Genomic DNA, 26142 nt, shown 5'->3' with positions numbered 1-26142 from the left:
CCGACCGCCCGCAGGCAGCCCCACCCGACCAACGGGCGACCAAGTTCCTTTTCCATTTAGACTCTCGACACCCCTGACAGGCCTTCACGGTATTCTAATAAATCAAATAGCCGACAATTGTTAATCCGCTTCACATAGTACGATTTCACGCAATACAGGTAGAGCATGATTATTGATTTCGATTCTCATCGCGAGAACGACGACATCCCGGGTGTCATCCCACCGGTTCCACTGCAGCCCGACCCTGCGGCCTGCATCGACCCCTTAGACACTCACCTACTTGACCTCGAAGCCGAACAGTCAAATGCCTCTATAGACAAACTGATTGCTATTGCAGATTTCATTTCACGCCATTCAAATATGAATGCCGAAGATGCCATTGCAATTGCTGTTCAGAGTCCTACAACAAATGAAGTTCATACAGCTGACATTTGGCGTAGATCCGGCCTTTATGTAAAGCCCGGCACCTCACCGCTCTTCGCCCGTGATCAACTCGGAAACAAGCATTTTGTGTACGACATGGTCGATGTCGAACAGTTAGAAAACGAAAATGTCGACCAACCACCTGACCCGCACGTCACACCGTCATCCAGCTTTGTCATCGAGCAACTTCGCTCTAGCTCCTTCCTCGATGGCATTTCGTTCTGCAGCGAAGATGACATCAAGAAGCAGGATCTCCCGCGCAATGAAGCTGTCGGTGGACCATACGGCAGCATCATCGGAGCATTCCGCCATGAGCTTCCTCCAGTGCACAAGCAATTCCGCGTGTGCACGTCCCCCGAGGTGTGGCACTCGTATAGCTTTCCGCAACACTTTGGCCTGCTTGTTGACGAATCGTTGACCGGCCGTCCACAGCTCGCTCAGATTGCGGTTGATTACGCACGCATCTTGCTAGGACACCTCGGGCCCTGCAAGTCCGATGCAAACTGGAATAATCACGACGACGCAGACTCGTTCACAGATGTCGAGATTCAGGAGTTCGAAGCTCAACTGGTGGCATGGTTGTTCCTGCGGCGAGGCAATCTCAATTGCCATCCGACTTCATTCCTGAAAGAGGTGCTTCTTCCGCCCTACCTCGAATCAGGAACAACCCCTGCAGAAATCAGATTGGGAAAGATTGCATGGGCAGTCGCTCGGCTCGAATCCCATGTCCACAACATGTTCCTGCCCAACTGGCAATGCCGAACCGAGATGATTATTCACCCTTAGACGCCCTGCCTGCCTACAGCTACTCGACGCGCTCCGCGAAGACCACGGCATCGACCGCTCCCGCACCACGCTCTAGCCGCTGTTTTTGCTTGACGACGAATCCGTCGCCAAGCGCAGACGCTACTTCGCCAGCATCGTAGAGGACTTTCGGATTTCCCGGACCGTGCCCTTTGTTGTCGTGGTGATGAGCAATGATGGCCACGTGTCCACCGGGCGCGATGGCCGTGCGGACTACTGACCAGAGTCGAGCGCGTTCTTCCGGCAGTAAATGGATGTAGGCGCAAACGATGAGATCGTAGGAGTCCTGTTCGGGATTCCACGTAGTGATGTCGCCATGTTGAAGTGTCGCCGCGAGCCCTTCAGCGTCCAACGCTTGTCGAGTATGAGCCAGCCCCACATCAGAGAAGTCGAATGCAGTTGTGTCCCAGCCATTGCGCGCGAGCCAGACCACATGCCGTCCACGACCTGAACCGACGTCGATGGCGCGATTTTTCGGTGCCTTCGGGGTGAGCGGATCAATAAGCTCGCGGAGAATCGGGTTCGGCTCACCTGCGAAGACGCCATGTCCGTCAGGGTTACCATCAGGATGTCGTTCTGCATCGGCTTCGAAACGCTGGTTCCAGAACTCAGAATTAGACATACCCGGGAGGGTACCTAAGATAAGACCTACATGCCGACACCACTAACCGGCAGGTACTGCCAAAAAGGAGTCTCTTAGCTGTGCCTACGAATCGACGACTTTCGTTCGTATCCGCGACTATCGCATGCTCCGCACTCGTACTGTCCGGCTGCGCAACGGATAACACGACGGCACCAACTTCGGGCGAAGCACCACAGGAAACGCCTTCAGCGCCAGCTCCGAGCTCCACAATTGACGCACCCGAAGCAGCACCCGAGGCTGGCATTCTCGGCGGAGACGATGCCTTACTGTGCAATGGTGCTAGCTGTGATGCCACCAATGGGGGCTTCGGTTTCTAGCCGACCACCCCGTTAGTCATTTCCCTTGATCCACGCGCGACGGATCAGTTCTTCAAGCACACCGAGGTCAATGTCTTCGGGCTTATTGACGTACAGGCAACCTCTACCCCGCGAGAACGTGCCAAGTTTTGTCAGTAATTCCTCGGCACCGTCGCCGTCGAAAAGTCCGTACAACGAAAGCTTGGCCTTCCGAGGACTGAATCCGACTCGGAACCAATCCCCTTCGCGACCATTGTCGTATATAAAGTGAGTTTCGCCGTAGCCAATCATCGATGGCCCCCACATCACCGGCTTTGCACCCGTGACCCGATCGAACATGTCGAGCAGGAGACGCCCATGAGTGACTCGACGCGGCGCTTCAAGTTGTTCAATGTATTCAGCGGGAGAAATCTCAGTAGGCCGGGTCTTGATGTCATCTGACGTAACGCCGGTGTGTTTATTTGTCATGGTTAAGGTACGAGCCGGCAACAACGGAATATCACCACTGAGCGACATTCCCTTGTCTTTCAACGCTTCATTGAGACGTTCCAGACCTCGCTTGCCCACACCGTGCAAAGAAATCAATGACGCATAATCAACGCCGTCGAGAGACTCCAGATCTGGGAAACCCGCGTCTTCAAGAGCCCTGCGCAATGGCGCACTCACACCTGGAATGGTCTCGAAAGGCGTTGCCATAAGTAGGTTCTCCGGTTCCCGTTGACCTGCGGATTGTTGCTGAACTGCAATTCCAAGAGTACCGGGAAATCCTGGCGAGCAGACGTGTTCTTCGCTATGGTCGGGCACTCAACATAGTTCACAAAGATCGTAGGGAAAGGAATCACTCATGAACGCATTAAATGAACGCCTTAAGGGTCGCAAGATTGCAGTTCTTGCAACGAACGGTTTCGAGGATTCCGAGCTGACGAGCCCGATCGAAGCTGTCACTGCTGCCGGCGCAATCGTGCATGTCCTTTCGACGGATGACGGCACGATCGAAGGAAAGAACGGCACGACGGTGGACGTCGACAAGCTTACTTCTGAGGCAAAAGCCCGTGACTACGATGCCCTGATTCTCCCCGGGGGCACCGGCAACGCCGACACGATTCGATTGGATGAGGATGCAGTGTCATTCGTCAAGGACATCGCCGAGGCAGCCAAGCCCATCGGAGTTATCTGCCACGGTGGCTGGATTCTGACCGACGCCGATGTCGTGCGCGACCGAACCGTAACGTCTTTCCGCTCAATCAAGACGGATCTGGTCAACGCCGGTGCACGATGGATTGACGAGGATGTCGTTGTCGATTCCGGACTCATTTCTTCGCGAACCCCGGATGACCTCCCCGCTTTCAACTCCGCAATCATCGACGAGTTCGCAAAGGCAACTCGCTAACAACCCCGCCCGTCCATAACGCCCAGCTAAACTACCCCGCTGAACTCCCGCGGTCGTTTACGTAGCCTGGAAGGTGACGTACCACTTTCCTTCGCAGTTCGACTCATCTGAGGAGTTCACGGAATGTTTTCACTCAACAACCGCACCGCAATTGTCACCGGTGGCTCTGCTGGCATTGGTCTCGGCATCGCCACTCAGCTCTCGGAGGCGGGTGCCAACGTGGTTATCGCCGCGCTTGACGACGACAACCTCGCTGCAGCAGCATCCGCCCTCCCCAACGCCCTCGTGCTTGCCTGCGATGTGACGTCACTGGCTGACTGTAAAGAAGTAGTGACGAAGGCCGTCGAGAAGTTTGGTTCTGTCGATATTGTGGTAGCGAACGCGGGAGCGTTCCCACAGAAGGCTATTGAGGAGATTGATTCGGAAGTAATCGGCAAGCTGACGGAACTCAATGTTGGTGGAATGGCCAACATTGTTTCGGTGGCGCTCCCAGAGTTAAAGAAATCTGAGGCAGGGCGCGTGATTGCCACCAGTTCCATTACGGGTCCGTTTACCGGCTACCCGGGTTGGGCTCATTACGGCGCGACCAAGGCAGCTCAAATGGGCTATGTCCGCACTGCCGCCATCGAACTGGCGAAGTACGGAATCACCGTAAACGCAGTTTTGCCAGGCAATATTGTTACCGGTGGCCTGGAAGGACTCAGCCAAGAGTACCTCGACACTATGAGTGCAGCGGTGCCGGGCGGGAAGCTGGGCGAACCTGCAGATATCGGTAACGCAGTGGTCTTCCTTGCATCGAAGGAAGCCAAGTACATCAATGGCCACGGCATTGTGGTCGACGGTGGCCAGATTCTCCCTGAAAGTGCAGATGCCTTGTAGGTGCTGACGATCCGGTAATGCAAAGAACTCCGCAATTCGGACTGATCTCCAATTCAGTTCCAAACTGCGGAGTTGCGTCTGTCCCGACTCGTTATAGTCAGGCATGTTCGTTAGCAGTTGTCGCTTGCAGCATTCGTTCGTCTCACAGGCTAACTCTTCTGGTAGGCATCCAGATCCACCTGAGGAGTCGGCTGCAAGTCATTCGTTGCTGGGTTCGTTACCTCAGGATTGCGGAGATCAACATCGTGATCGTCGTCAGCAGGAATATACGGATCCTGGCCGTCAAGAACACGGTGAACCTGATCCTTGTCGATGGTTTTCGTCCACGTACCAACAAGCAGTGTCGCAATCGAATTGCCTGCGAAGTTAGTCAGCGCACGAGCCTCGGACATAAAACGGTCAATACCAACGATAATGCCCACACCATCGAGCAGCTCTGGTCGGTGCGACTGAAGGCCGGCAGCTAGGGTTGCAATACCCGCGCCGGACACGCCTGCTGCGCCCTTCGACGCGATGATCATGAATACCAGCAGGCTGATCTGCTGGCCGAGATCCATCGGCATGTTCATGGCATCAGAGATAAAGATGGCGGACATCGTCAAGTAAATTGCTGTGCCATCGAGGTTGAACGAGTAGCCAGTTGGTACGACGATGCCGACGGTCGACTTGTCGACACCAATGTGCTCCATCTTCCGCATCAAATTTGGGAGTGCGGACTCGGACGACGACGTCGCAAAGATGAGCAGGAATTCGCGCCCCAAGTACTTAAAAAGCTTGAATACATTGAAGCCGGTGAAGACTTTCAGCACAGTACCCAAAATGCCGAAGATGAAAATGACACACGTTGCGTAGAACGCGCCCATCAAAATGGCGAGCTGGATGACAGCATCCAGGCCTGTCTTACCGACGACAGCAGCGATTGCGCCAAACGCACCGATCGGCGCGAGCCACAACACCCACGACAGCAGCTTGAAAACGAGGCGCTGTAAGGAAGCGACGAAAGCCAAGATTGGCTCGCCGTTCTTTCCCATCGATTGCACGGCAAAACCGACAAGCAAAGCGATAAACAAGACCTGAAGTACGGAGCCGGACGTAAATGCGGAGAAGAACGTTTCCGGAACGATCGACTGAACGAAGGCAGTCAGACCGCCTTCGGATGACTCCTCCGCCTTCTGAGCGACCTCCTGCGACTTCTCAGCGGCTGCCTGCAGGTTGAGGCCTTCACCTGGATCGATCAGATTGCCTACGAACAAGCCCACCGCCAAGGCAAAGGTGGACATAGTGACGAAGTACGCAAGTGCGATACCACCGGCTTTACCGACGGATGCCGCTGCACGCACCGAACCAATGCCCAACACAATGGTGCAGAAAATCACCGGAGCGATGAGCATTTTAATGAGATTAATGAAGGTCTTGCCGAGTGGTTCCAACGTTGCAGCAGCACTCGGGGCTACCAGACCGAAACCGATACCGGCGATCACCGCAATGATGACGCCAATGTATAGCCAGTGGGTGCGATCCTTGCGAGGCTTCTTCGGCTCTGCAATCTTCGGACCCGTACTAGCAGCTACTGCAAAAGACTTGTGGTCAATCTCTGCCATGAGCTCCTCAATTCAATGGTCGAGTCTTGGGCTCTTTCGTTGACCACGATTGCTCCGGGTAGGTGCTGAGGCCTAACGGGGAACCCAAGAATCATGTTGTTTACATATTTCGTTTCCACGAGGCACCGACGGGCTGCGCCACCTGGGAACGCGCGACATCAACAATTGTTCTAAGAGAATCCTTAGAAAGTAAATCGTAGTTAAGGGGCTCACCCCCAATAGTCGGCAGCCCCTGGGTATAGACATGCGTATTCGGCGGGCAACTACCCCCAACTGTCGCCACTAGTTCGGCTAACGGGGACGATCGCGACACTCTTGAAGGCTCGACATAAACTGAATTTATGTTCGCAATTATGACTGTTACCGGAACAGACCACCCCGGCATTATTGCCGCAGTTGCAACTGGCTGCGCAGAGCTCGGAGTCAATATTCACAATGTTTCTCAGACACTGATGGATCAGTACTTCACCATGATTCTGCAAGTCGCCTTTGACGAATCAACACTCGACATCGATACGTTCCAGAACAAGATGCACGAGATCGAAGAACAAGAAAAGCTTGTCATTCGTATTCAGTCGCAAGCCATCTTCGATGCTATGAACTCAATCTAAACGCTTCACCACTGCGGCACCGTTCGCCACCGCGGCGCCCTTCGCCACTGCGATACGCTCTGCCATTGCAGCTGCATCCGCGGCCTTTCTCCACTCAACTAAATCAACCACCGTCTTCAGCTCCCCCACAAAGGCAGATCATGACCAACCAGTTTTCGTCGGCAAGCATTCTTGAAACTATCGACATGATCGAGAAGTACCGTCTCGATATTCGTACCGTAACGATGGGCATCAATTTGCTCGATTGCATCCGCGGAACCATGAGCGAGACGTGCGTGGCGATTGAACAGAAGATCACGACGAAAGCGGCGAGGCTCGTTCCCGAATGCGAGGCGATCGAACGTGAACTTGGCATTCCGATTGTGAACAAGCGCATTTCAGTCACACCAATCGCACTGCTCGCGCAAGCTGTGCAGGGCAATCCTGTCGAGCTTGCTCATGCACTCGATCGCGCGGCAAAACAGGTTGGCGTCAATTTCATTGGTGGCTATTCAGCTCTCGTAGAAAAGGGCATGACTGACGGCGATCGTCGCCTCATCAATTCCATTCCGGAAGCCCTGACGAATACCGATATCGTGTGTTCCTCCATCAACATTGGTTCCTCGCGGACGGGAATTAACATGGATGCGGTGAAGGAAATTGGCCGCGTCGTCAAGGAGGCGGCTGAGCTGACCAAGGACCGCAACGCGATTGCCTGCGCAAAGCTTGTCGTGTTCGCAAATGCGGTTGGTGACAATCCTTTTATGGCCGGCGCTTTCCACGGTATTGAAGAGGCAGATTGCGTGGTCAGCGTCGGTGTTTCCGGCCCCGGTGTCGTGAACAACGCGCTGGGCAATCTCGACGGCCGCTCACTCAATCAAGTCGCCGAAGCTATCAAACAGGCGGCTTTCAAGATCACTCGCGCCGGACAGCTCGTCGGATCCATGGCGGCCGAGCGCATTGGCGTACCGTTCGGCATCGTGGATCTCTCCCTCGCCCCTACTGCAGAAAAGGGCGATTCGGTCGCACACATCCTTGAACACATGGGCCTTGAGCAAGTCGGCACCCACGGCACGACCGCTGCCTTGGCTTTGCTTAACGACGCGGTCAAGAAGGGCGGCCTGATGGCCTGTTCTCGCGTCGGCGGCTTGTCCGGTTCGTTCATTCCGGTTTCCGAAGATAAGGGCATGATCGATTCGGTGCGAGCGGGACACATCACGATTGACAAGCTGGAAGCAATGACCGCCATTTGTTCTGTAGGCCTCGACATGATTGCCATTCCAGGCGACACTTCAGCGGAGTTGATTTCCGGAATGATCGCCGATGAAGCAGCAATCGGGGTGATGAATCACAAGACCACGGCAGTTCGCGTCATCCCAGTCCCCGGGACTGGCCCCGGCGACGAGGTCAATTTCGGCGGTCTCCTCGGCTACGCTCCCGTAATTCCAGTATCAACGGTCGACAATGCCACGTTTATTCATCGGGGCGGTTTTATCCCAGCACCAGTGCACGGATTCAGGAACTAGCTGACAATTTCTTAGTCTCCCGCGCGTTCATTAACATTGCTCACGTTGTCGCTTCAGATGTGAGCAAACCAACTCACTACCTGCATGTGCGATGCCACCACAGCCGGCGTCGTCGAAAAGCATTTTGTCTACTTTTACCCCTTTCGTATACAAAATGTGATTTGCTGCACACAGACCGTTAATAGTGCTCTCAGCTTTGCGACGGTCCTGCAGTCACCACTGCTACCCACTGGGCACATCAGAATTGAACGCACCATTTTCTTAAAGGGGAGATGCCATGAAGGCACCTGAAGGCGTGGAACTACTCCAGCCCCACAATGACTTGCCCCCGGTCGGCTACATCGATCGCCGACCAATGCCAGTCGCGCAGCGAATTATCTTCGCGCTCATCGCTATTGTCGCAACTGTTGGCTGGGCAATGATCGCCCTTGCACGTGGTGAGAACATCAACGCCATTTGGCTAGTTCTCGCCGCGATTGGCACGTACATCATCGGCTACCGCTTCTACGGTCGCTTGATTGAATACAAGGTCATCCGGCCCAAAGATGACCGCGCGACCCCAGCTGAGTTGTACAACGACGGTAAGAATTTCATGCCAACTGACCGGCGCGTATTGTTCGGCCACCACTTTGCAGCTATTGCAGGTGCAGGCCCGCTGGTCGGACCGATTATGGCAGCTCAGATGGGCTACTTGCCGGGCACAATCTGGATCGTCTTCGGCGCTGTTTTTGCCGGCGCGGTGCAGGATTACATGGTGCTCGCAATTTCCACGCGTCGCCGTGGCCGTTCACTCGGCCAGATGATTCAAGACGAAATGGGCAAGGTTGGTGGTGTCTTTGGCATCATCGGCATTCTCATCATCATGACCATCCTCATTGCTGTCTTGGGCGTCGTGATTATCAATGCCCTCGCTGAGTCCCCATGGGGTGTTTTCTCCATCGCGATGACCATTCCGATTGCCATTTTCATGGGCCTCTACCTGCGCTACTTGCGCCCGGGTCGGGTCTCGGAAGTGTCGTTAATTGGCGTCGTCCTGTTGCTTCTGTCCATTGTGGCAGGTGGCTGGGTCAACTCTGATCCGTTCTGGCACGACGTCTTCCTATGGGATAAGACCACACTTGCTTGGTGCCTGATCGGCTACGGTTTCCTCGCGTCTGTGCTGCCGGTCTGGTTGCTGCTTGCTCCTCGCGACTACTTGTCGACGTTCATGAAAATCGGCGTCGTCGGGTTGCTGGCAGTGGGCATCGTGATTGTCCGTCCAACCATTGAAATGCCAGCCGTGACGCACTTCGCTCTTGATGGCACAGGTCCGGCTTTCGCTGGCCAGCTCTTCCCATTCCTGTTCATCACCATTGCTTGTGGTGCGTTGTCTGGTTTCCATGCCTTGGTTTCTTCCGGCACTACTCCGAAGTTGGTGGAGAAGGAATCCCAGATGCGCATGATCGGCTACGGCGGCATGATCATGGAATCGTTTGTAGCTGTGATGGCAATGTGTGCTGCCGTCATCATTGATCAGCACTTGTACTTCGCGATGAACGCCTCCGCTGCCCTGACTGGTGGAACTGCGGAATCAGCAGCGGCCTACGTCAATAGCCTCGGACTCTCAAGCCCTGACATTGATGCGGCACTACTGAACACCGCCGCACAAAATGTCGGCGAGCAGTCCATTGTCTCGCGTACCGGTGGCGCACCGACGATGGCGTTCGGTATGTCTCAAATCTTGGCTGGCGTTTTCGGCGGCACAACCATGCAGGCTTTCTGGTACCACTTCGCCATCATGTTTGAGGCACTGTTCATCCTCACCACCATCGACGCTGGCACCCGTGTTGCCCGCTTCATGCTGTCCGACGCAATCGGCAATATCCCTGGCATGCAGAAGTTCCGCGATGCATCGTGGACTCCAGGCAATATCTCTACGTCTGCCATCGTCTGCTTGGGCTGGGGTTCCATTTTGGTCATGGGTGTCACTGATCCGCTCGGTGGCATTAACATGCTCTTCCCTCTCTTCGGTATCGCAAACCAGCTATTGGCCGCGATGGCGCTGATGCTGGTGACGGTGGTCGTCGTCAAGAAGGGCCTGGTGAAATGGGCGTGGATTCCGGGAGTCCCGCTAGCATGGGACCTTGCCGTGACGATGTACGCGTCGTGGCAGAAGATCTTCTCGTCAGATCCAGCAATCGGTTACTGGGCGCTGCACAATGCATTCAAGGATGCGCGTGCACAAGGACTGACCGAGTTCAAGAATGCGAAGTCTGCTGAAGATATCGACGCAGTTATCCGCAATACCGCTGTTCAGGGTGTTCTGTCGGTGGCCTTTGCGCTTGTGACGCTTGTTGTCATTGCCGCCGGTATCGCAGCGATTCTACGCGCGTTGAAGGCCGGGGCCGCCCGCGGTATCGATGTTGGAACCAGCGAGGAAAAAGAGATTCCGTCCCGCTACTTCGCACCGCTCGGCTTCAACCGCAAGGATGTGGAAAAGGACATCGAGGCTGCGTGGGAAGAAGTACCTGACGACGACCCACGTCGCTTCCACGACACAGCCCATTCACACGCACACGTTGGTGGCCACTAATGGCGGGAGTTGTGACGTGGCTGAAGGGTGCGCGTTGGTACGTCGGTGAACTCATGGGTGACCATGATTACCAGAAGTACTGTGATCACTTGCGGATTCACCATCCGGACCAGCCCATACCGACGGAGCGGGAGTATTGGCGGAATCGACATGCTGAGTCAGATGCGAATCCGCAGGCACGGTGCTGCTAGCGGCACCTGATCAGGTACACCCCGTATCTGTGGGATTCGGAGCACGTAGAATTAATGATTGATCACTGCTGTGCCTATCACGGTCCATCACGTTCGCCATTCATGTTCACTGCGGACGTTTCTCGTGGCCAGGCGCAGCATCACCTCAGTGGCAAAGTTGGAGAACAGCATGGGAATTATGGACAAGGCTAAGCAGGTACTCGCTAACGAGGAGCAGACCGACAAGCTCCTGGATAAGGCTGAGGAGTTCGCAACCAAGAAGTACGGCGCTGACAAGGCTAGCCATATTGCAAAGGCCCGTGAGGTTGTCGACAGCAAGCTTGGCGACGAGAAGAAGTAGCCACGAACTTATTGGCTTGCGATAAGCAATTCGGGCTATGGTCAGAATTCCTGGCCCTAGCCCCTTTTTGTTTATAAGTGGTGAGAAAGATCAGCCGTCCACGACGCGCAAACCCCCGAAAACGATCCAATGCCCCGAATGGGCCGAACCGTCGGAGGAGCGTGAAAGGACAGTACGGCTCGAAGGGGCTGTCCTTTTCTGCTCGCACAATAGAAGTACCCGAAGATCACGCTGGGCGACGCCTCGACAAGTTCATTCAGTCCCAGCTCAAAGGTGTCCCCGCTACCCTGCTGTTTCGCCTGATGCGTGAAGGAAAGATCCGCGTCAATGGCCTGAAAGTGAAACAGAATCATCGCGTCGAGGGCGCAGACATTATTACTCTTCCCGCAATCACGGTCGAGGAGACGAAGGAACCACAACGAGTTCCACAGCACTTATTAACGAAAGTCCGCGAGTCCATCGTTTTCGAAAACGATGATCTCATCGCAGTGAACAAACCTGCGGGTCTCGCTGTGCATCGTGGCACTGGTGTTGATGCCGGAGTCATCGAAGCCCTCCGCTTCGCTCGCCCGGACATCAAAGAACTAGAGTTAGCGCACCGCATTGATCGCGAAACGTCAGGCCTGCTGCTGGTGGCAAAAACGTCTACTATCCTTCGCCATCTCCAGGAACTTCTGCGCGAAGAAGAACACCGGATCAAACGCTACTACCTTGCGCATGTCGATGGTTATTGGCCCACTGACCTCGCTGTCAGCCACCAGCCCCTCCACCGCACGCACCAGCGCACGATTGTGGCGCCACATGGACTACGCGCCGAGACACGATTCGCCGTCGTCAAGCGCCACGGGCAAGGCTCAACAACTATTGAGGCGCAACTACTCACTGGGCGGAAGCACCAGATCCGAGTACATTGCGCCGATGCTGGGCACCCGATCGGTGGAGATTCCCGCTACGGATCTGATGCTTTCAATAAGAAGGTTCGTGGCCGAGGAGTCAAGGGGATGCTTTTGCATGCGCATCGCGTCGACATTCCGATGCCTGATGGTAACGAGCTGACGTTGACCGCTCCGACTCCTGCAGAGTGGGAGAAGTTGTAGCGAAACTAGCCTGCCAAACGCGCCTCGCCTGAAACTCCGACAGACGAAACAGGTAGGAACTGTGCATTTGTCAAGCCTTCGGCCAGCGCATCTTCTACTAGTTTTTGTTCTTGCTCGCGGATCAAATCCTCGTCGAGTGCGAACATCCCGGTGCAGCGGTTGCGATGTCGCGCGAGGTCGTCGGCAAGTTCGTTCAATGGATGCCCATTATGTCCCCGCACCCACTCCACGTGAATGCGAGGTCCCGCTACCAACTTCCGAAGCTCCGCTAGTTTACGGGTGCTACTCAAGTGCGAGGTGGACAGCTTTCTCTTCCCGAAAACCATCTCAATCGCATGCTTGCTGTCGCTGAGTAGGACAATGCGACGCCCTCGCGGCACTCGCGAGTTACGATCAAGTTCGGTCAGCGCTTCGTGCATTGCGAGCATCTCAGCCTCTGCGATGCTTACTCCATTGGTCTGTTGAGTACCGTGCATTCCCTCGGCGCTGACCCAACCGATCGCGGCTTTCTGCGAATATCGGTCTTTCGACGCATCAGTGGCAACGAACAACGGTTCCATGAAGCTCTCTTCAAGCTCTCGAAGTTCAGCTTTACGCTGGTAAATCTTCAGAACTTCGCCCTTGGCGATTCGTGTTGCAACATCCACCTGCTTCTCAACCAACGGGCAGCCTCGAAGTGTGGCTGTCGCACCCAAAGGACAACCTGACAGGCTTGCATCAAATAGGTCTGGATCGGAGCTGGTAACTGTGATCAAAACTCGACCGTGAGTCTTTTGGATTGCACCAACCTTTGACATGAGCTGTAAGTAAACGGAATCTCCTAACAGCTTTGTCATATCTCGACCCAACCGCTTCACGAGCGACAAGTCATGCTTCCAATACGATGGGCCACGACCCAACCCCGACCATGAATCAGACACGACAGCAGTCCAGGTATTGAAGGCATTGCTATCTGCCGCATCAGCGTCCTTCAGATAATGCGAGGCCTGCAGGACACCACTGACACACGCGATCCCGTCGCGAAGATAAGGCACCAACGCAATCGTGACAACGGTTGTGTCACCCACGCACCGCCCACGCGCATCGCGCAACTTTCCGTCGTCTTGTGGAACTACGAAGAGTCGCGCCCGATCAATCTTCTTTGTCATATTGGCTGGGCTTGGGATAGTTCGATTAGAGGATGGGATTGGTGCGGTGCGTAGGTTCATTGTGGTCAGTGCTCCTGGCTTGTCTTCAACATTTTTGCGTTGACCACACGCTATGGCACACGCCGGATTACGAATCTCGATTAAGTTTTCGAACCATCGTTATATGTTCTATGCCCGCTTCCACAAACACGTCGCCCACTTCCACAAAGCCGCACTTGGTGTACAGACCTTTTGCCTGCGTTTGCGCATGCAACACAATTGACTGCCCCGGATGCTCGCCAAGTGCTGTCTGCATTAGCTTCTCTGCGAGCCCTTCTCCCCTGCGCGCTAGCTTTACGACGACCCGACCAATCGTCATCGGATACTCTTCAGCATCATCATCGATAGTTGTGATGACACGAAGGTAGGCAGCCAGCTCACACGGAGCACCCGAGGAATCTCGACGCTCAGATTGAGCGTCCATGATGAAAATGTGCTGCGTCGTTGGTTCCAGATCACGCCAGTCCATCTCGGGTTCCGCACACTGTTGTTCGAGGTAGAACACATCGGTGCGCAGCGCCGAGATGGCGTACACCTCGGTGGGTGTCAGTTCGTCGAAACGCTTAATAATGCAGTCAGACATGTGCGGAACCACTTCCTTATTGAACGATTGTTGAGCACCTCTTTGAAACGCACGACTCGTGTTCCTCCATATTGGCGATTTCCATGCCATAACCCACAATCCAAACGTTCGGTGGGAAGCCAAGTACTTGTGAGTCGTTAGTTTTTTACCCCAATGGCGCTCCCACTCTTCTCACAAATCAGGTCGTATTCATGAGAAGTTCCATACCTCGGCATTGGTGTGGCACAGTTCCAAGTATCCACTTCACGCATCTGCGCGCGACCGTAATACTCGTCATGTGGAAGGTCAATGTATTTCTGCATGACTGTGATGGCCTCTTCACAGTCAACTTCGCCTTCCTTTACTATGACATCCTGTTGCGACCGGTTTCCCTCTCGCCCAGTTCGAACCTTCCCACAAACATCCCCAACCTCGCCTACCACGGATTCTTCTGGTTCGTTCTTTTCAGATGACGCATCTCTGATAGTGGTCCTGTTGGTGAGGGATTCCACCACTGGAACTGATGGATTCTGCCTGTCTCGCACTTCCACTGAATTGGATCCAGCGGAGCATGTGACATCCGACCCTGATCCAGCGGTACATTGAAGATCGCCTACCGACAGGCGGTTCCCTTCTTGCAGCACTTTGTACGGGAAAGGCTCGAGCCCCTTTACCGGACCAGAAAGACGCGCTCCACTCTTATCCAGGATCAGCTCAGTTGCATACCCTTTTACACTGTCATCAGCGTGCGGATCACTTAGGTTTAACGAGCAGACAACAGATTCTCTCGAATTAGACGGACCTGTAGACATCCAGCAAACAGTTTTCTCGTCTTCCAAGATGAAGGCATAGCTATCGGTTGCACCTACACGATAATCCGCCACATCGACGGCCTTGGATTCTATTTCGGTGCTTTCAGAAGATTGAGCAGGAGACGCAACCGTTGATTTGCTGCGTTTTTCAACTGCAACTCCTATCTCTTCAATGTCCCGATTATCACCTGTGATCTCGACACCAGACCATTCCCTGCCATTCCTTAGCTGACATCTCAGAGTCTCCCCATCAACTGCGCCACAAGTAACATCACCTAACGTAACCTTTTGACCTGTCTCCAGCTGTGTCGCGGAGGGCGGAATCCCCTCGAATACGGTGTATTGGTACTCCTGATCACGAACAGTCACCATACTTGGTCTGCCTGTATACGGAGGAATGTCCAGATCAGGAATATCACTTGCTGGCGTGCCTGAACAGCTGAACGATTCCCCATCGAATAGACACATGCCATCGATGTCTCCGCCGGTGTTGTAGTCAAAGGAATACTTGGTCTCTAAGGAGCTACCTCTTTCTGCTTCGAATTGTGCTGGATCAATTTCTTCGAGGCCCTCGAACAGATCGTCATCTTGACTTCGCACGGACTCAACCGAAGTCTTGTCATTACCTTCAATCTGGTCTCCGTCACACGCTATCGAGAACACTGACAGCGACGCTGCGGACAACAATAATAAACACCGATTTTTAATATCATTCAGTTTCATGATCCAAACATTATTACCAAAGACCATTAACCGCAGTCGAACCATAAAAATGAATGCTGGTAGAAGATATTGAAGACACTTACCCTTGTAATAGCCCTTACAGCGCACGCAATCAGGAGTAAATGATGACTTCGAATCCGAACAATCCCAACTCGTATTGGAACAACCACGAGTCGTACTGGGATACTCACGGCGCACAAGGACATCCGGGGACACAACCGCAACCGCAGCAGCCGAACTATTCGCAGCCTCAGCCCCAGCAGCCTTATCAGCAGTATCCGCCACAGCAGCAACCCCAGCAGCCTCAGCATGGTTACCAGCAGCCATATCAACAACAGCCCCAGCAGCCTTACGGTGGGCTATTATCTCGAAATATGCTGGCGATTCAGCAGATCCGCAGTTTCATGCGTGACAACTTCGACATTCTTGACGAGAATGGTCAGGTCGCGGGATACGTCGAAACGCAAGGCAGTCGGCTTGGTCGCATGCTGATGGGTTCGCGAAAGCTCACGGTTCACGAAACCGACGGGCGCCCGCTGTTTGTCGTCATCGATCCGGTGAATTTTGTTCGCGACACATTCCACGTGACGTTGCCTGGTTCCGATCAGCCGATGGCAATTATCAGGAGCAGGTTCTCTCTTCTACGCCGTCGAGTCGATATTGAAATTCCTGGTTACGCCACATGCCAAGTCGAGGGATCGATGTGGGATTACAGCTACCGTTTCCTCATTAATGGTCGCGAGGTTGCTCACATCGAGCGGCATTGGGCTGGCCTAATGAACGAACTGCTCGAACGTCAGAAGTACTTCGTCCGACTCGCCCCAGACGTCCCGACTGATCTGCGCATGGCAATCCTCGGCAGTGCAATCGCAATCGACTTGATGAAGGAGAAGGACAAGGGCGATTCGTCAGCTATCTTCGACTTCGACTGAGCGCGGTCGCAATCATGCCTATTCTCATCAAGCGTGTGTACGAGGACCCATCTGACCAGGATGGTTACCGAATTCTCGTCGACCGACTGTGGCCCCGTGGCATCAAGAAAGATGACCTACCGCTCGATGAGTGGTGCAAAGAAATCACCCCATCGACCCAGCTCCGCAGGGAGTTTCATGCGAGGCACATCGACCAGGTTGAATTCCAGGAACGCTACCTCGCGGAGCTCGAAGGCAGTCCAGACCTCGCTCGCATTGCGACGATCGCCCAGTCAGGACAGGTCACTCTCCTGATCGCGGGACGAGATGTCCAGAACTCTCATGCCCACGTACTGAGAGAGGCAATCGAAGCAGCGGGCTAGATCCCCGCCTCGCCGGTAGTCGCGCCACTGCACTGAGCGCCACTTCCCATTAAGAAGCGTCGGTCCGAAGCAAATACTCCCGCAGGAATGGCAAGGTAAACGCAAGCTCGCCTCGACGAGGACTGACGATCACGCCTGCGTCGAGAAGCGCTCGCCTTCGCATCGACAATGCGGTCGTCGTTGTGTCCAGCTCATCAGCAATATCGCTGATTTGCGCGGTGCCATCCTCTGCGACCCGGGCCATCGCATACAGAAAATCCATCTGGCTTTCGGACAACGGTCGCAACGCTGGTTGATGCACATGTGATCCCATGCGCTGTTCAACATCCGACTCGATGGACTTCACGTGCTGCAACCCAATGACGTTATTACTGTCCAGCGTCGCTGCTGCCCAGGACAGCGAACCAACGACCTGAATCAAATAGGGATAACCACGGATAATCCGCGTCGCATCGGCGACCGCATCATCGGTAACCTCCCTACCGGCGCTGGTGATCGTGTCCGAGAAAGTACGCGCCACATCATCATCGGAAACTGCACCAAGCTCGATGTGCTCAGCACGTCGAAGAAACGTCGTTCCTTCGTGCTGCAACAACGCGTTGATACCCTCCGGCAACCCAGCCGCAGCCAACGCAATGTCGTACTCATCGCGAATGAGGTCCTGGATAGCCGTCGCCAAGTCCGCCAACTCCTCCAACTTCGCGGACTGCACCTCGTCAAGCGTGATCAACACACCTGCCCCGTGCGTCCGCACGGCCTCCGCCAGCTTTCGGAGTTCTGTGGTTAGCGTCTTGCGGGACTCTTGCTTCTCGACGATTTCCGTCGACAAGCTCACTCCCGCAACTCGTGCGCCTGTGACGCGTCGGCTCGGCGGTGCGGGTTGAGAGTCCAGGGATTCGAGGGCATCTTTGATGGTGGGGTCGACAAGATTGTCGATCATGCCGGGACGTGGCGAAGCACGGAGTACGAGCCATCCTTGCGAGCGGGCGATGTCTTCGATCTCGTTGAGCATTACCGTTTTGCCAGTGCCCCTAGGACCCGATAGGAGTGAGACTCGTAGGGGCGCGCCGATGCCTTCCGCGAAGGCAAGCTGAAAGCCACGGACCAGGTCGTCGCGTCCAGCGAGCACCAGAGGTGAGAGACCGAAACTTGGGCGGAAGGGATTATTCATACTTTGCAGTATAAAGTGTATAAATCAATCCTGGAAGGCATTTTGGTGGATACTAGTATTTTTCAAGTATGAGGTGTCAATGCCTTCTCTGACGGCCGCTTCTTCCAAGCTGCCAACTAGGCTTGCCGAATCCGCTGCGACACTTGAGAGCGTACTTGCTCAGCGTGCACGATAGCTTCGATTCGTTGTGCAGTCGCCGGAGCAGTCTGGCACATGCGAATCGCGTTCTCGCATTCTACATACAGCTGATCGACCAATCGATTCGATTCTTGCAGCTCAGTTTCTAGTGGCGTACCAATGCCTTTCGTTGCCGTAAGAGCCATGAGCTCTGTTTGCAGAGCACTCAAGTCCGCACAACAATCTCCCGCCATCGCAGAAATCTCAGCCTCAATCTTTGTGATTTCTCCACGACGACGGACTTGCAACCAGCCCCACACGGCGAGCGCCAACGAGCCGACGACACCACCAACGACAATCACTAGGCCGAGCACCCACAATGCGATCGCGAAGGCCCATACAGCAAGAGCAATAAGGAACAGACCTGCGAAAAGTGTCAGGCAGCCACCACCTGACCCCTTGGAGTTACTCACTGCCCGCTCCCCTCTGAAAGATTCCCGATCAGATCAGAGGCAAGCTCAATGACAAACAGGCCGATCACTACCGCAAGAAACGCCAGTACCATTGCACCAAACGTGATCACCATGGCCATTCCAACACCATTGCCCGGGCGTTCAGAAAGATCTGAATTTAGCTCCTGAAGCTCCGTGACAAACGCCGCCTTCTCGTTAGCCGTTGCCAGAGCCACTCTGCGCGAACGCATCCACCTCACTGCGTCCAGGTCAAACTGCTTCGAACTTTCACCGTCGTCAGCTGCCCCACTCCCAGCCAACTCTTGTTTCGCATCATCTGCACTCATGCCTTCAAGCTACGAAATGACGCGGACTAGGACCTTACCACGTTTTCGAACATCCGTTCAGCGTCGCGTCGATAGACCTTTGCCACGACGAAAATTCCGTCGAAACTACTCCTGGTCGAGACAAGGAAAGAGTGTCTACTTCCCCTCATCCGTCGACAACGCCGCGACGAATGCTTCCTGTGGCACCGACACCGAGCCAATATTCTTCATGCGCTTCTTACCGGCCTTCTGCTTCTCCAGCAGCTTGCGCTTACGCGAAATATCGCCGCCGTAGCACTTCGCCAAAACGTCCTTACGCAGAGCGCGAATGTTCTCGCGGGCAATAATCTTCGAACCGATGGCAGCCTGCACAGGCACCTCGAACTGCTGACGAGGAATCAGCTCACGCAACTTCTTCGTCATCTTGTTGCCGTACCACTGCGCGTTATCACGGTGCACAATCGCCGAGAACGCATCCACAGCATCGCCCTGCAGCAAAATATCAACCTTCACCAGGTCAGCTTCCTGCCAACCAGCATCTTCATAGTTCAGCGATGCATAGCCCTTAGTGCGCGACTTCAGCATGTCGAAGAAGTCGAAGATGATCTCGCCCATTGGCATCTTGTAGCGCAGCTCCACGCGATCCTCGGACAGGTAATCCATACCACCCATCTCACCACGCTTCTGCTGGCACAATTCCATGGTCGTGCCGACGAACTCGCTTGGCACGATAATCGTGCACTTGACCATCGGCTCCCACACCTCGCGGAGCTTGCCCTCTGGCCAGTCGCTTGGGTTATGCACGGTGATTTCTTCGCCGTCTTCTGCGACCACGCGGTACACCACGTTGGGCGCCGTCGAAATCAGGTCGAGGTCAAACTCACGCTCAAGACGGGTACGCGTGATCTCCATGTGCAACAGCCCCAGGAAGCCACCGCGGAAACCAAACCCAAGAGCAACAGATGTCTCTGGTTCGAAGGTCAACGATGCGTCGTTAAGCTGGAGCTTTTCCAGAGCATCTCGCAGGTCTGGGTAGTCTTCCTGCGAAATTGGGAACAGGCCCGAGTACACCATCGGGTTTGGCTCTTCGTAGCCTTCCAGTGGCTCCTCGGCAGGCGTCTTGTTCAATGTGACGGTGTCACCGACCTTGGACTGACGCACGTCCTTCACACCGGTAATCAGGTAACCAACCTCGCCGACGCCCAAGCCCTTCGACTTCTGCGGTTGTGGCGACACAATGCCAATCTCCAGCAGCTCATGCTTTGCACCAGTCGACATCATCTGAATGACATCACGAGGCTCCAAGCGACCATCCACCACACGGATGTACGTGACCACGCCACGGTACGTGTCGTAGACGGAGTCAAAAATCATGGCACGAGTTGGGGCATCTGAATCACCCGTCGGCGCAGGAACCAACTCACATACTCGGTCGAGTAACTCTGGCACACCCTGGCCGGTCTTACCCGATACGCGCAGCACCTCTTCAGGTTCGCAACCAATAATGTGTGCGATTTCCTCCGCGTACTTATCAGGATCAGCCGCTGGCAGGTCAATCTTGTTCAGCACTGGCACGATCTCCAGATCGTTATCCATTGCCAGATACAGGTTTGCCAGGGTCTGCGCTTCGATGCCCTGGGCGGCGTCGACAAGCAGAATCGCACCTTCACAAGCCTCCAAGGCGCGCGAAACCTCATACGTAAAGTCCACGTGACCAGGCGTATCAATCAGATGCAGCACAATTTCTTCACCCTCATGCGCACCCGACTTTGGCACCCATGGCAGGCGCACGTTCTGCGCCTTAATAGTAATGCCACGCTCGCGCTCAATGTCCATGTTGTCGAGGTACTGATCACGCATATCGCGATCTTCAATAACACCCGACAGCTGCAGGATGCGGTCCGCCAGCGTCGACTTTCCGTGGTCGATGTGGGCAATGATGCAGAAGTTGCGGATCTGCTTTGGATCCGTAAATGTCTGCGCCGCAAAATTCCTTGTCACGTTGGGTCTACTCCGTACCTAAACTCATGGGCAAATGATTCACTGGCCTACATTACCTGGCCACCTACGTAAAACAGAGTCCGTTCCGCGCTTCCGCACGCCACGTTCACGCTATTGTTGGCGTAGAGCCGTTGTGCGGCTTGCAAAACCCAGTCCAGGAACCATTTTCATGACCTCGCTTAACGACGAATCCGCCACCACCTCATCTCCTTCGCCCAAGGGGAAGTCTCGTGGTTTTCGTGCACGCCTGGCCGAGTGGTTTCAGGGCAACGACAGCCTTGACGAAGCACTGTCAATTCTCAACGAACAGCTCGGACTTGTTCCGGAACCTGCCGAAGTCGACGACAAGGACCACGAGCCTGTCACCATCGCACGTCCATCGGCTGAGCTCGCACGCTCGATTCTCTACTCCCCTGATATGGACGGCCAGACTGAATCCGGGGAAGTTGTCCGCGTTCACGTCCAGATCGACGGCGACCACCAACCTATTCACGAACGCTCGGCAGTTGTCCTAGGTCGTGACCGCCATGCCCTTTTGGGCGCACTCATTTCTACGCGCGAAGAACACGCGAATGACCCAAAGTGGCTCTTCATCGGCACTGGCGCGTGGGATCCACAAGGTCGACCATCATGGGTACGTATCGACCGCATTCTCATCATTCCGGAGTCCGGTATTCGTCGATCCGGCACGTTCATGCCTCGCCGTCGCTTCGACCGCATCGCTTCCCGACTCCGCTCCGACTACCACTGGTCGTAACACTTGACGACGAACTCGTCGTCAAGCACATACGCGATTAGGGAATACGCTAAGTCCGCTGGTAATATCGCCCGAGTTGTTCACATACTGATTATCTGCACGCTGCGGGCAGGACCTTGGGTTCGCGGGAGTTGTAGGACACGGCGCCGGGCCAGTTCAAACCGGAATCGGGTGTGACTACCACCGACTACGGATACAAGAGGTATCAACATGGCAAACATTAAGTCCCAGATCAAGCGTAACAAGACCAACGAGAAGGCTCGTCTTCGCAACAAGTCGATCCGCTCCGAGATCCGTACCGAGATCCGCAAGCTTCATGCCGCTATCGAGGCTGGCGACAAGGCTGCTGCTCAGGCACAGCTGAAGGTTGCTTCCCGCAAGCTGGACAAGGCAGTGTCCAAGGGCGTCTTCCACCGCAACACCGTTGCTAACAAGAAGTCCGGCATTGCAAAGGCTGTCAACAAGATGGAAGGCTAATTTCTAGCTTTCTTTTCTTGGGTCAAGTTTTTGGCCGTTGAACATTGCGCCTCATCAGGTTTTCCTGGTGGGGCGCTTTTTGCTGGGCTGGTGTCAGCGCCGGTGCGAGCTCATCGCGATTCGGGCGATGTCCAGCACAGTCTGCTCGAAAACGTATTCTGGCTCGCTAGATGCGCCTTTCACTGCGGCTTCCAATTTGGAGGCAACAACTTGTGCTTCCGCAACCGCTGGTGTCGACCATTTCCTGGCTACACGAAGAGTCTTCTCCAGCTTCCATGGCGGCATGCCGTACGTGCCAGCATCGCGACGGGAGTTGACGCCCTGGACGGCATGCAAGCGTGCGATGTCCCCGACCATGCCTGTCAGCGCCGATGACAGCAGCACCGGCGATACACCGAGCTGGAGTGCCCGGCGCGCTTTGCCCAGCGCATGTTCGGCGTCGCCACTGAGAGCAAGTTCGGCAATCTCGAAACCCGATACTTCCGCGGTTGCGCCGTAGTAAGTGCGCACCGCAGTGGGTGTGACCTTACCGCCGGTGTCCGCACATAGCTGCGAGATTGCCGTTGCAATTTCGCGCAAGTCCGATCCCACCGCATCAAGCACAGTGTCCACCGTGGCTTTCGATGCTTTCACGTTGTGCCGGTCGAACTCACCCCGCACGAACTTTGGCAGGTCATTTCGCTTCAGAGCTTGTGCCTCGAACTGGCGGACTCCGAGTTTTCGCAGCGTCGGCACCATTTTCTTCTGTCGGCCTTCACCCGAGTGCTGCAAGATCAGGGTAATTCCCGGGGCTGGGTCCTTGACGGCATCCACGATGAGATCTGCAGCTTCCTTACCTGCCGCATCACAGTCAGTGAGTACCACGACGCGATCCTCGCCGAACAACGAAGGGCTCAGCAAGTCCAGCATTTCTGCAGGAGTTACGTCGCCTGCGCGCAGCGTACTGACGGGAACTGCTCTGCCCTCTGGATCAAGCTCGGTGGCTGCATTGCGACGTACTGCCGCGATGATCGACAATCTCGCGCGGTCAATAAGCAGACCTTCCTTGCCAACGATCACATTGACTGGTGCTGGCGTTGCCCCTGCTGAATTACTCACGCTCCCATCGTGCCAGATTCCCCAAGTGCAACCAGGATTCAGGAGCTTCAACACTGATCGCGCACTAATAAATTTTTATTTAGTTCCTCAAAACTGATTGACAATGTGGGCCAGGTCACACATTATGTGTTTATGAGACAGTGCGTCTCACAAGCAGCTGACGATGGCACATCGCAATGGAAGCCAAAGTCAAGCATGAAGGAGGAGAGGAACCATGACGCTGAATCCCGAAACCTCACAACGCAGACGGAAGCGGTCCGATGCCATGGGACTGCGTCGCGTAGCCGCCGCACCGGACTCCGACGCTCAGGTCGACCCGTACTCATGGAAGGATCCGAAACGATACTTGTGGCTTTTGGGTCTCATCCCCGCAGCCGCTGTCCTTCTAGCCTGGGGACTCAGATCTCTTCTGGGATTCTGGTTCAGTGGTTGGACTATCGACTGGGCATGGTGGGGCGGCCCGATCGTTGTTTTCATCATCATTCCGCTCCTTGACTACTTCGTCGGCAACGACGGCGCGAATCCACCTGACGAAGTAATGGCGAAGCTTGAGGCCGACAAGTACTACCAGTGGACCTTGTACGCCTACATCCCACTTCAATGGGGATCGCTCATCGCCGCTGCGTACTTGTGGGGCCGTGGCGATTTGTCAGTCTTTGACTCTATTGGCCTCGCACTAACCGCAGGTGTTGCATCTGGAATCGGAATCAACACTGCCCATGAGCTTGGACATAAGAAGGACCAGTTAGAGCGTTGGCTCTCGAAGATCACTCTGGCACCAGCTTGGTATGGACACTTCTACGTGGAACATAATCGCGGGCACCATGTACGAGTCGCAACACCCGAAGACCCCGCATCCGCACGATGGGGAGAACCCATCTATCACTTCGTCTTTCGAAGTGCGTGGGGCAGTTTGCTCCACTCGATCGAACTAGAGAAGAAGCGTGCGTTACGGAACAAGCGCAGCTTTTGGCACCCCGACAATGATGTACTCAACGCCTGGGCAATTTCAATGGCACTCTATGCATGCCTGACTGCAGCATTCGGCTGGGAAGTTCTTCCCTACCTCATCTTCCAAGGCGCGATCGGAATTCTCTATCTCGAATCGGTCAACTACATCGAGCACTACGGGCTGCTTCGAAAGAAGCTTGACAACGGCCGATACGAGCAATGCCAACCACGCCACTCATGGAATGCAGATCATATCGTCACCAATGTCTTTCTCTACCACCTACAGCGCCATTCCGATCACCACGCGAACCCTACCCGTCGCTACCAGATTCTTAGATCTTTCGACGAAGCCGGAAACCTCCCCTCGGGGTATGCCGCAATGATTGCGGTCGCAATGATCCCACCCTTCTGGAGGGCAATCATGGATGACAGGGTGATTGCTCAGGCCGACGGGGAGCTCGACAGCATCAATGTTCTTCCATCCAAGCTTCCGCAACTGAAGAAGCGGCTTGCTGAATTGTCCTACAGCGAAACTGGAGAGTAGTCATGGATTACAAAGTTTTCGAATGCCTACAGTGTGGATTCATTTACGACGAGGCCGAAGGCTGGCCCGAAGAGGGCTTTGCTCCGGGCACCCGTTGGGCAGACATCCCGGAAGACTGGTCATGTCCTGATTGCGGTGCAGCAAAGACTGACTTCGACATGGTCGAGTTGCCGTAATGAATAATGTCCATATCGTAGGCGCAGGTCCGGCTGGCTGGGCAGCTGCGTGTCATTTGGCACGGGCTGGCTGGACAGTCGATCTCCACAGCGCAGAATTACACCAGCCTTACAATCGGGTCGAGGTATCGAAATCTCTCTTGGCTGGAACCGCAGACATCGAAGATCATTCCCTCGGAGCGATTCCGGATTCAGTAACGCTTCACATGGGAGACCAGGTGCGTTTCAACGGCCACAGTCTCGTGAGCCAATCAACAAACTCTGCGCTAACTTCCCCAGTAATTCTGGCAACAGGCGCAATTCCGATACCCCTCTCGGAGTTCCCCAATGCGTTTGCACTCCGATCCGCACATGATTCCACCAGAATTCGAGAAGCACTTGGAGACAAGGCCTCGCGTGTCGAGATCATCGGGGCCGGTGTGCTGGGCATGGAAGCTGCGAGTTCGATAGTTGACGCTGGCCACCGGGTACGAGTCCATGACCTTTCCCTCACTATCGTTCCCCGAATGCTGTCGCCACATGCTGGTCGTTGGCTACAGGGTGTGCATGAACGAAGAGGTGTCGAGTTTTCGCTGGGCACTTCGCCAAAGATCACGACTGACTCGGTCATCATTACCGCGATCGGGATCCGCCCGGACACATCGCTTGCTGAGCAGCTAGGACTCAACATAGACGATGGCGTAGTCATTGATGACCTTGGCAGAACTTCGAAAGCAGGTATCTACGCTGCTGGAGACTGCTCAGCGAGACGAATGGACAACGGTGACGTTCGTCGAGACGAGGACCTTGCATCAGCTCGCGCATCTGGCATTCGCAGCGCACGCGGTGTGCTGGTAGATGCAGGCCAAGGCGAAGAACTTTCTCCTGCCGAGCCATCAGTGTCTCGGCGATGGAGCACACAAGCAGGCCTGCGGATAGTTGCTTCACAGTTGTCTGGAGCCTCCGCTGATGGAGGTAGCGAACTCATTGTGACTGCCACTGATCAGGAGTACGAGTCGGTCTCAGTTTCCAACGGAATTGTGACTCGAGCAGTGGCTATCAGCGCTCGTCCAAAACCACGCGGGGTTCTGTCCATGGTCGGCAAGAGATGGAATGACTAGCACCCTTGCTCGAAAGCGCTGACGTCCATCGAGACTCCCGAT

General features: G+C 54.9%; 28 protein-coding genes. 17 read left to right on the top strand and 11 right to left on the bottom strand.

What is annotated here, in order from left to right; genetic code table 11:
* The first annotated feature begins 165 nt into the window (after positions 1 to 165).
* Positions 166 to 1209, top strand: a complete 1044-nt coding sequence (locus WG938_RS03645; protein WP_339977659.1) for a hypothetical protein — start codon at positions 166 to 168, stop codon at positions 1207 to 1209.
* A gap of 19 nt (positions 1210 to 1228) precedes the next feature.
* On the opposite strand, the gene WG938_RS03640 is transcribed toward WG938_RS03645, so the two are convergent.
* Positions 1229 to 1849 carry a class I SAM-dependent methyltransferase gene (locus WG938_RS03640; RefSeq protein WP_339977657.1) on the bottom strand — a complete coding sequence of 207 codons (621 nt, stop codon included), beginning with the start codon at positions 1847 to 1849 and terminating at the stop codon, positions 1229 to 1231.
* A gap of 80 nt (positions 1850 to 1929) precedes the next feature.
* Between WG938_RS03640 and WG938_RS03635 the strand changes: the two genes are divergently transcribed.
* Positions 1930 to 2187 (top strand): hypothetical protein, encoded by a 258-nt coding sequence (locus WG938_RS03635; RefSeq protein ID WP_339977655.1) that lies wholly within the window; start codon positions 1930 to 1932, stop codon positions 2185 to 2187.
* Between the two features lie 12 nt (positions 2188 to 2199).
* On the opposite strand, the gene WG938_RS03630 is transcribed toward WG938_RS03635, so the two are convergent.
* Positions 2200 to 2862, bottom strand: a complete 663-nt coding sequence (locus WG938_RS03630; RefSeq protein ID WP_339977654.1) for a DUF1801 domain-containing protein — start codon at positions 2860 to 2862, stop codon at positions 2200 to 2202.
* A 148-nt stretch (positions 2863 to 3010) separates the two neighbouring features.
* Here WG938_RS03630 and WG938_RS03625 point away from each other — a divergent pair, with 148 nt between their 5' ends.
* Both WG938_RS03625 and WG938_RS03620 read left to right on the top strand, forming a co-directional pair.
* Positions 3011 to 3556: a type 1 glutamine amidotransferase domain-containing protein gene (locus WG938_RS03625; RefSeq protein ID WP_339977652.1), complete on the top strand. Its 546-nt coding sequence runs from the start codon at positions 3011 to 3013 to the stop codon at positions 3554 to 3556.
* A 123-nt stretch (positions 3557 to 3679) separates the two neighbouring features.
* Entirely contained in the window at positions 3680 to 4435 is a 756-nt protein-coding gene (locus tag WG938_RS03620; RefSeq protein WP_339977650.1) for an SDR family oxidoreductase, read from the top strand.
* A 149-nt stretch (positions 4436 to 4584) separates the two neighbouring features.
* Here the strand turns inward: WG938_RS03620 and WG938_RS03615 are convergent, their stop codons facing one another.
* The gene (locus WG938_RS03615) at positions 4585 to 6036 is read right to left on the bottom strand and encodes a cation:dicarboxylate symporter family transporter (RefSeq protein WP_339977648.1); all 1452 of its coding nucleotides are present in this window, start codon (positions 6034 to 6036) and stop codon (positions 4585 to 4587) included.
* A gap of 341 nt (positions 6037 to 6377) precedes the next feature.
* On the opposite strand from WG938_RS03615, the gene WG938_RS03610 reads away from it, so the two are divergent.
* The 6 genes from WG938_RS03610 (at position 6378) to WG938_RS03585 (ending at position 12352) form a co-directional block, all read left to right on the top strand.
* A complete protein-coding gene (locus WG938_RS03610) occupies positions 6378 to 6647 on the top strand; it encodes an ACT domain-containing protein (protein WP_339977646.1) in 270 nt (89 codons plus the stop codon).
* 140 nt (positions 6648 to 6787) lie between these two features.
* Positions 6788 to 8152 (top strand): PFL family protein, encoded by a 1365-nt coding sequence (locus WG938_RS03605; protein ID WP_339977644.1) that lies wholly within the window; start codon positions 6788 to 6790, stop codon positions 8150 to 8152.
* 277 nt (positions 8153 to 8429) lie between these two features.
* A complete protein-coding gene (locus WG938_RS03600; protein ID WP_339977642.1) occupies positions 8430 to 10724 on the top strand; it encodes a carbon starvation CstA family protein in 2295 nt (764 codons plus the stop codon).
* Complete coding sequence (locus WG938_RS03595) at positions 10724 to 10915, top strand: YbdD/YjiX family protein (RefSeq protein WP_339977640.1); 192 nt, start codon at positions 10724 to 10726, stop codon at positions 10913 to 10915. Before WG938_RS03600 ends, WG938_RS03595 begins: the two co-directional genes overlap by 1 nt.
* 169 nt (positions 10916 to 11084) lie before the next feature.
* On the top strand, positions 11085 to 11255 hold the full coding sequence (locus WG938_RS03590) for an Rv0909 family putative TA system antitoxin (RefSeq protein ID WP_339977638.1): 171 nt from the start codon (positions 11085 to 11087) through the stop codon (positions 11253 to 11255).
* 161 nt (positions 11256 to 11416) lie between these two features.
* Complete coding sequence (locus tag WG938_RS03585; protein WP_339977636.1) at positions 11417 to 12352, top strand: RluA family pseudouridine synthase; 936 nt, start codon at positions 11417 to 11419, stop codon at positions 12350 to 12352.
* A gap of 5 nt (positions 12353 to 12357) precedes the next feature.
* Here the strand turns inward: WG938_RS03585 and WG938_RS03580 are convergent, their stop codons facing one another.
* The 3 genes from WG938_RS03580 to WG938_RS03570 all read right to left on the bottom strand — a co-directional run bounded on the left by WG938_RS03580 (position 12358) and on the right by WG938_RS03570 (position 15636).
* Entirely contained in the window at positions 12358 to 13560 is a 1203-nt protein-coding gene (locus WG938_RS03580) for a ribonuclease HI (protein WP_339977634.1), read from the bottom strand.
* A gap of 67 nt (positions 13561 to 13627) precedes the next feature.
* A complete protein-coding gene (locus tag WG938_RS03575) occupies positions 13628 to 14122 on the bottom strand; it encodes a GNAT family N-acetyltransferase (RefSeq protein ID WP_339977632.1) in 495 nt (164 codons plus the stop codon).
* Between the two features lie 137 nt (positions 14123 to 14259).
* Positions 14260 to 15636, bottom strand: coding sequence for a hypothetical protein (locus WG938_RS03570; RefSeq protein ID WP_339977630.1), 1377 nt, complete (start codon positions 15634 to 15636; stop codon positions 14260 to 14262).
* 122 nt (positions 15637 to 15758) lie between these two features.
* Between WG938_RS03570 and WG938_RS03565 the strand changes: the two genes are divergently transcribed.
* A complete protein-coding gene (locus WG938_RS03565) occupies positions 15759 to 16568 on the top strand; it encodes an LURP-one-related/scramblase family protein (RefSeq protein ID WP_339977628.1) in 810 nt (269 codons plus the stop codon).
* 14 nt (positions 16569 to 16582) lie between these two features.
* A complete protein-coding gene (locus WG938_RS03560) occupies positions 16583 to 16930 on the top strand; it encodes a DUF488 domain-containing protein (protein WP_339977626.1) in 348 nt (115 codons plus the stop codon).
* Positions 16931 to 16979: 49 nt separating this feature from the next.
* Here WG938_RS03560 and WG938_RS03555 read toward each other — a convergent pair whose 3' ends face one another.
* The 4 genes from WG938_RS03555 to lepA all read right to left on the bottom strand — a co-directional run bounded on the left by WG938_RS03555 (position 16980) and on the right by lepA (position 20997).
* Positions 16980 to 18101, bottom strand: a complete 1122-nt coding sequence (locus WG938_RS03555; RefSeq protein ID WP_339977624.1) for an ATP-binding protein — start codon at positions 18099 to 18101, stop codon at positions 16980 to 16982.
* 116 nt (positions 18102 to 18217) lie between these two features.
* Positions 18218 to 18691, bottom strand: coding sequence for a hypothetical protein (locus tag WG938_RS03550; RefSeq protein ID WP_339977622.1), 474 nt, complete (start codon positions 18689 to 18691; stop codon positions 18218 to 18220).
* A complete protein-coding gene (locus WG938_RS03545; RefSeq protein WP_339977620.1) occupies positions 18688 to 19017 on the bottom strand; it encodes a hypothetical protein in 330 nt (109 codons plus the stop codon). The genes WG938_RS03550 and WG938_RS03545 overlap by 4 nt, the downstream gene beginning before the upstream one ends.
* Before the next feature lie 135 nt (positions 19018 to 19152).
* Entirely contained in the window at positions 19153 to 20997 is a 1845-nt protein-coding gene (gene lepA / locus WG938_RS03540; RefSeq protein WP_339977618.1) for a translation elongation factor 4, read from the bottom strand.
* Positions 20998 to 21166: 169 nt separating this feature from the next.
* Between lepA and WG938_RS03535 the strand changes: the two genes are divergently transcribed.
* Together WG938_RS03535 and rpsT are read left to right on the top strand one after the other, a co-directional pair.
* On the top strand, positions 21167 to 21754 hold the full coding sequence (locus tag WG938_RS03535; RefSeq protein WP_339977616.1) for a type II toxin-antitoxin system PemK/MazF family toxin: 588 nt from the start codon (positions 21167 to 21169) through the stop codon (positions 21752 to 21754).
* 210 nt (positions 21755 to 21964) lie between these two features.
* Complete coding sequence (gene rpsT, locus WG938_RS03530) at positions 21965 to 22231, top strand: 30S ribosomal protein S20 (protein WP_339977614.1); 267 nt, start codon at positions 21965 to 21967, stop codon at positions 22229 to 22231.
* Between the two features lie 93 nt (positions 22232 to 22324).
* On the opposite strand, the gene holA is transcribed toward rpsT, so the two are convergent.
* The gene (gene holA, locus WG938_RS03525; RefSeq protein WP_339977612.1) at positions 22325 to 23329 is read right to left on the bottom strand and encodes a DNA polymerase III subunit delta; all 1005 of its coding nucleotides are present in this window, start codon (positions 23327 to 23329) and stop codon (positions 22325 to 22327) included.
* Positions 23330 to 23594: 265 nt separating this feature from the next.
* On the opposite strand from holA, the gene WG938_RS03520 reads away from it, so the two are divergent.
* The 3 genes from WG938_RS03520 to WG938_RS03510 are packed head-to-tail and all read left to right on the top strand — an operon-like array spanning position 23595 to position 26100.
* Positions 23595 to 24824 (top strand): alkane 1-monooxygenase, encoded by a 1230-nt coding sequence (locus tag WG938_RS03520; RefSeq protein ID WP_339978803.1) that lies wholly within the window; start codon positions 23595 to 23597, stop codon positions 24822 to 24824.
* Between the two features lie 2 nt (positions 24825 to 24826).
* A complete protein-coding gene (locus WG938_RS03515; protein WP_339977610.1) occupies positions 24827 to 25000 on the top strand; it encodes a rubredoxin in 174 nt (57 codons plus the stop codon).
* Positions 25000 to 26100, top strand: a complete 1101-nt coding sequence (locus tag WG938_RS03510; RefSeq protein WP_339977608.1) for an FAD-dependent oxidoreductase — start codon at positions 25000 to 25002, stop codon at positions 26098 to 26100. Before WG938_RS03515 ends, WG938_RS03510 begins: the two co-directional genes overlap by 1 nt.
* The last annotated feature ends 42 nt before the right edge of the window (positions 26101 to 26142 follow it).

Source organism: Corynebacterium sp. H113, assembly GCF_037572315.1.
Classification (GTDB): domain Bacteria; phylum Actinomycetota; class Actinomycetes; order Mycobacteriales; family Mycobacteriaceae; genus Corynebacterium.
This window is presented reverse-complemented; position numbering and strand designations above follow the sequence as displayed.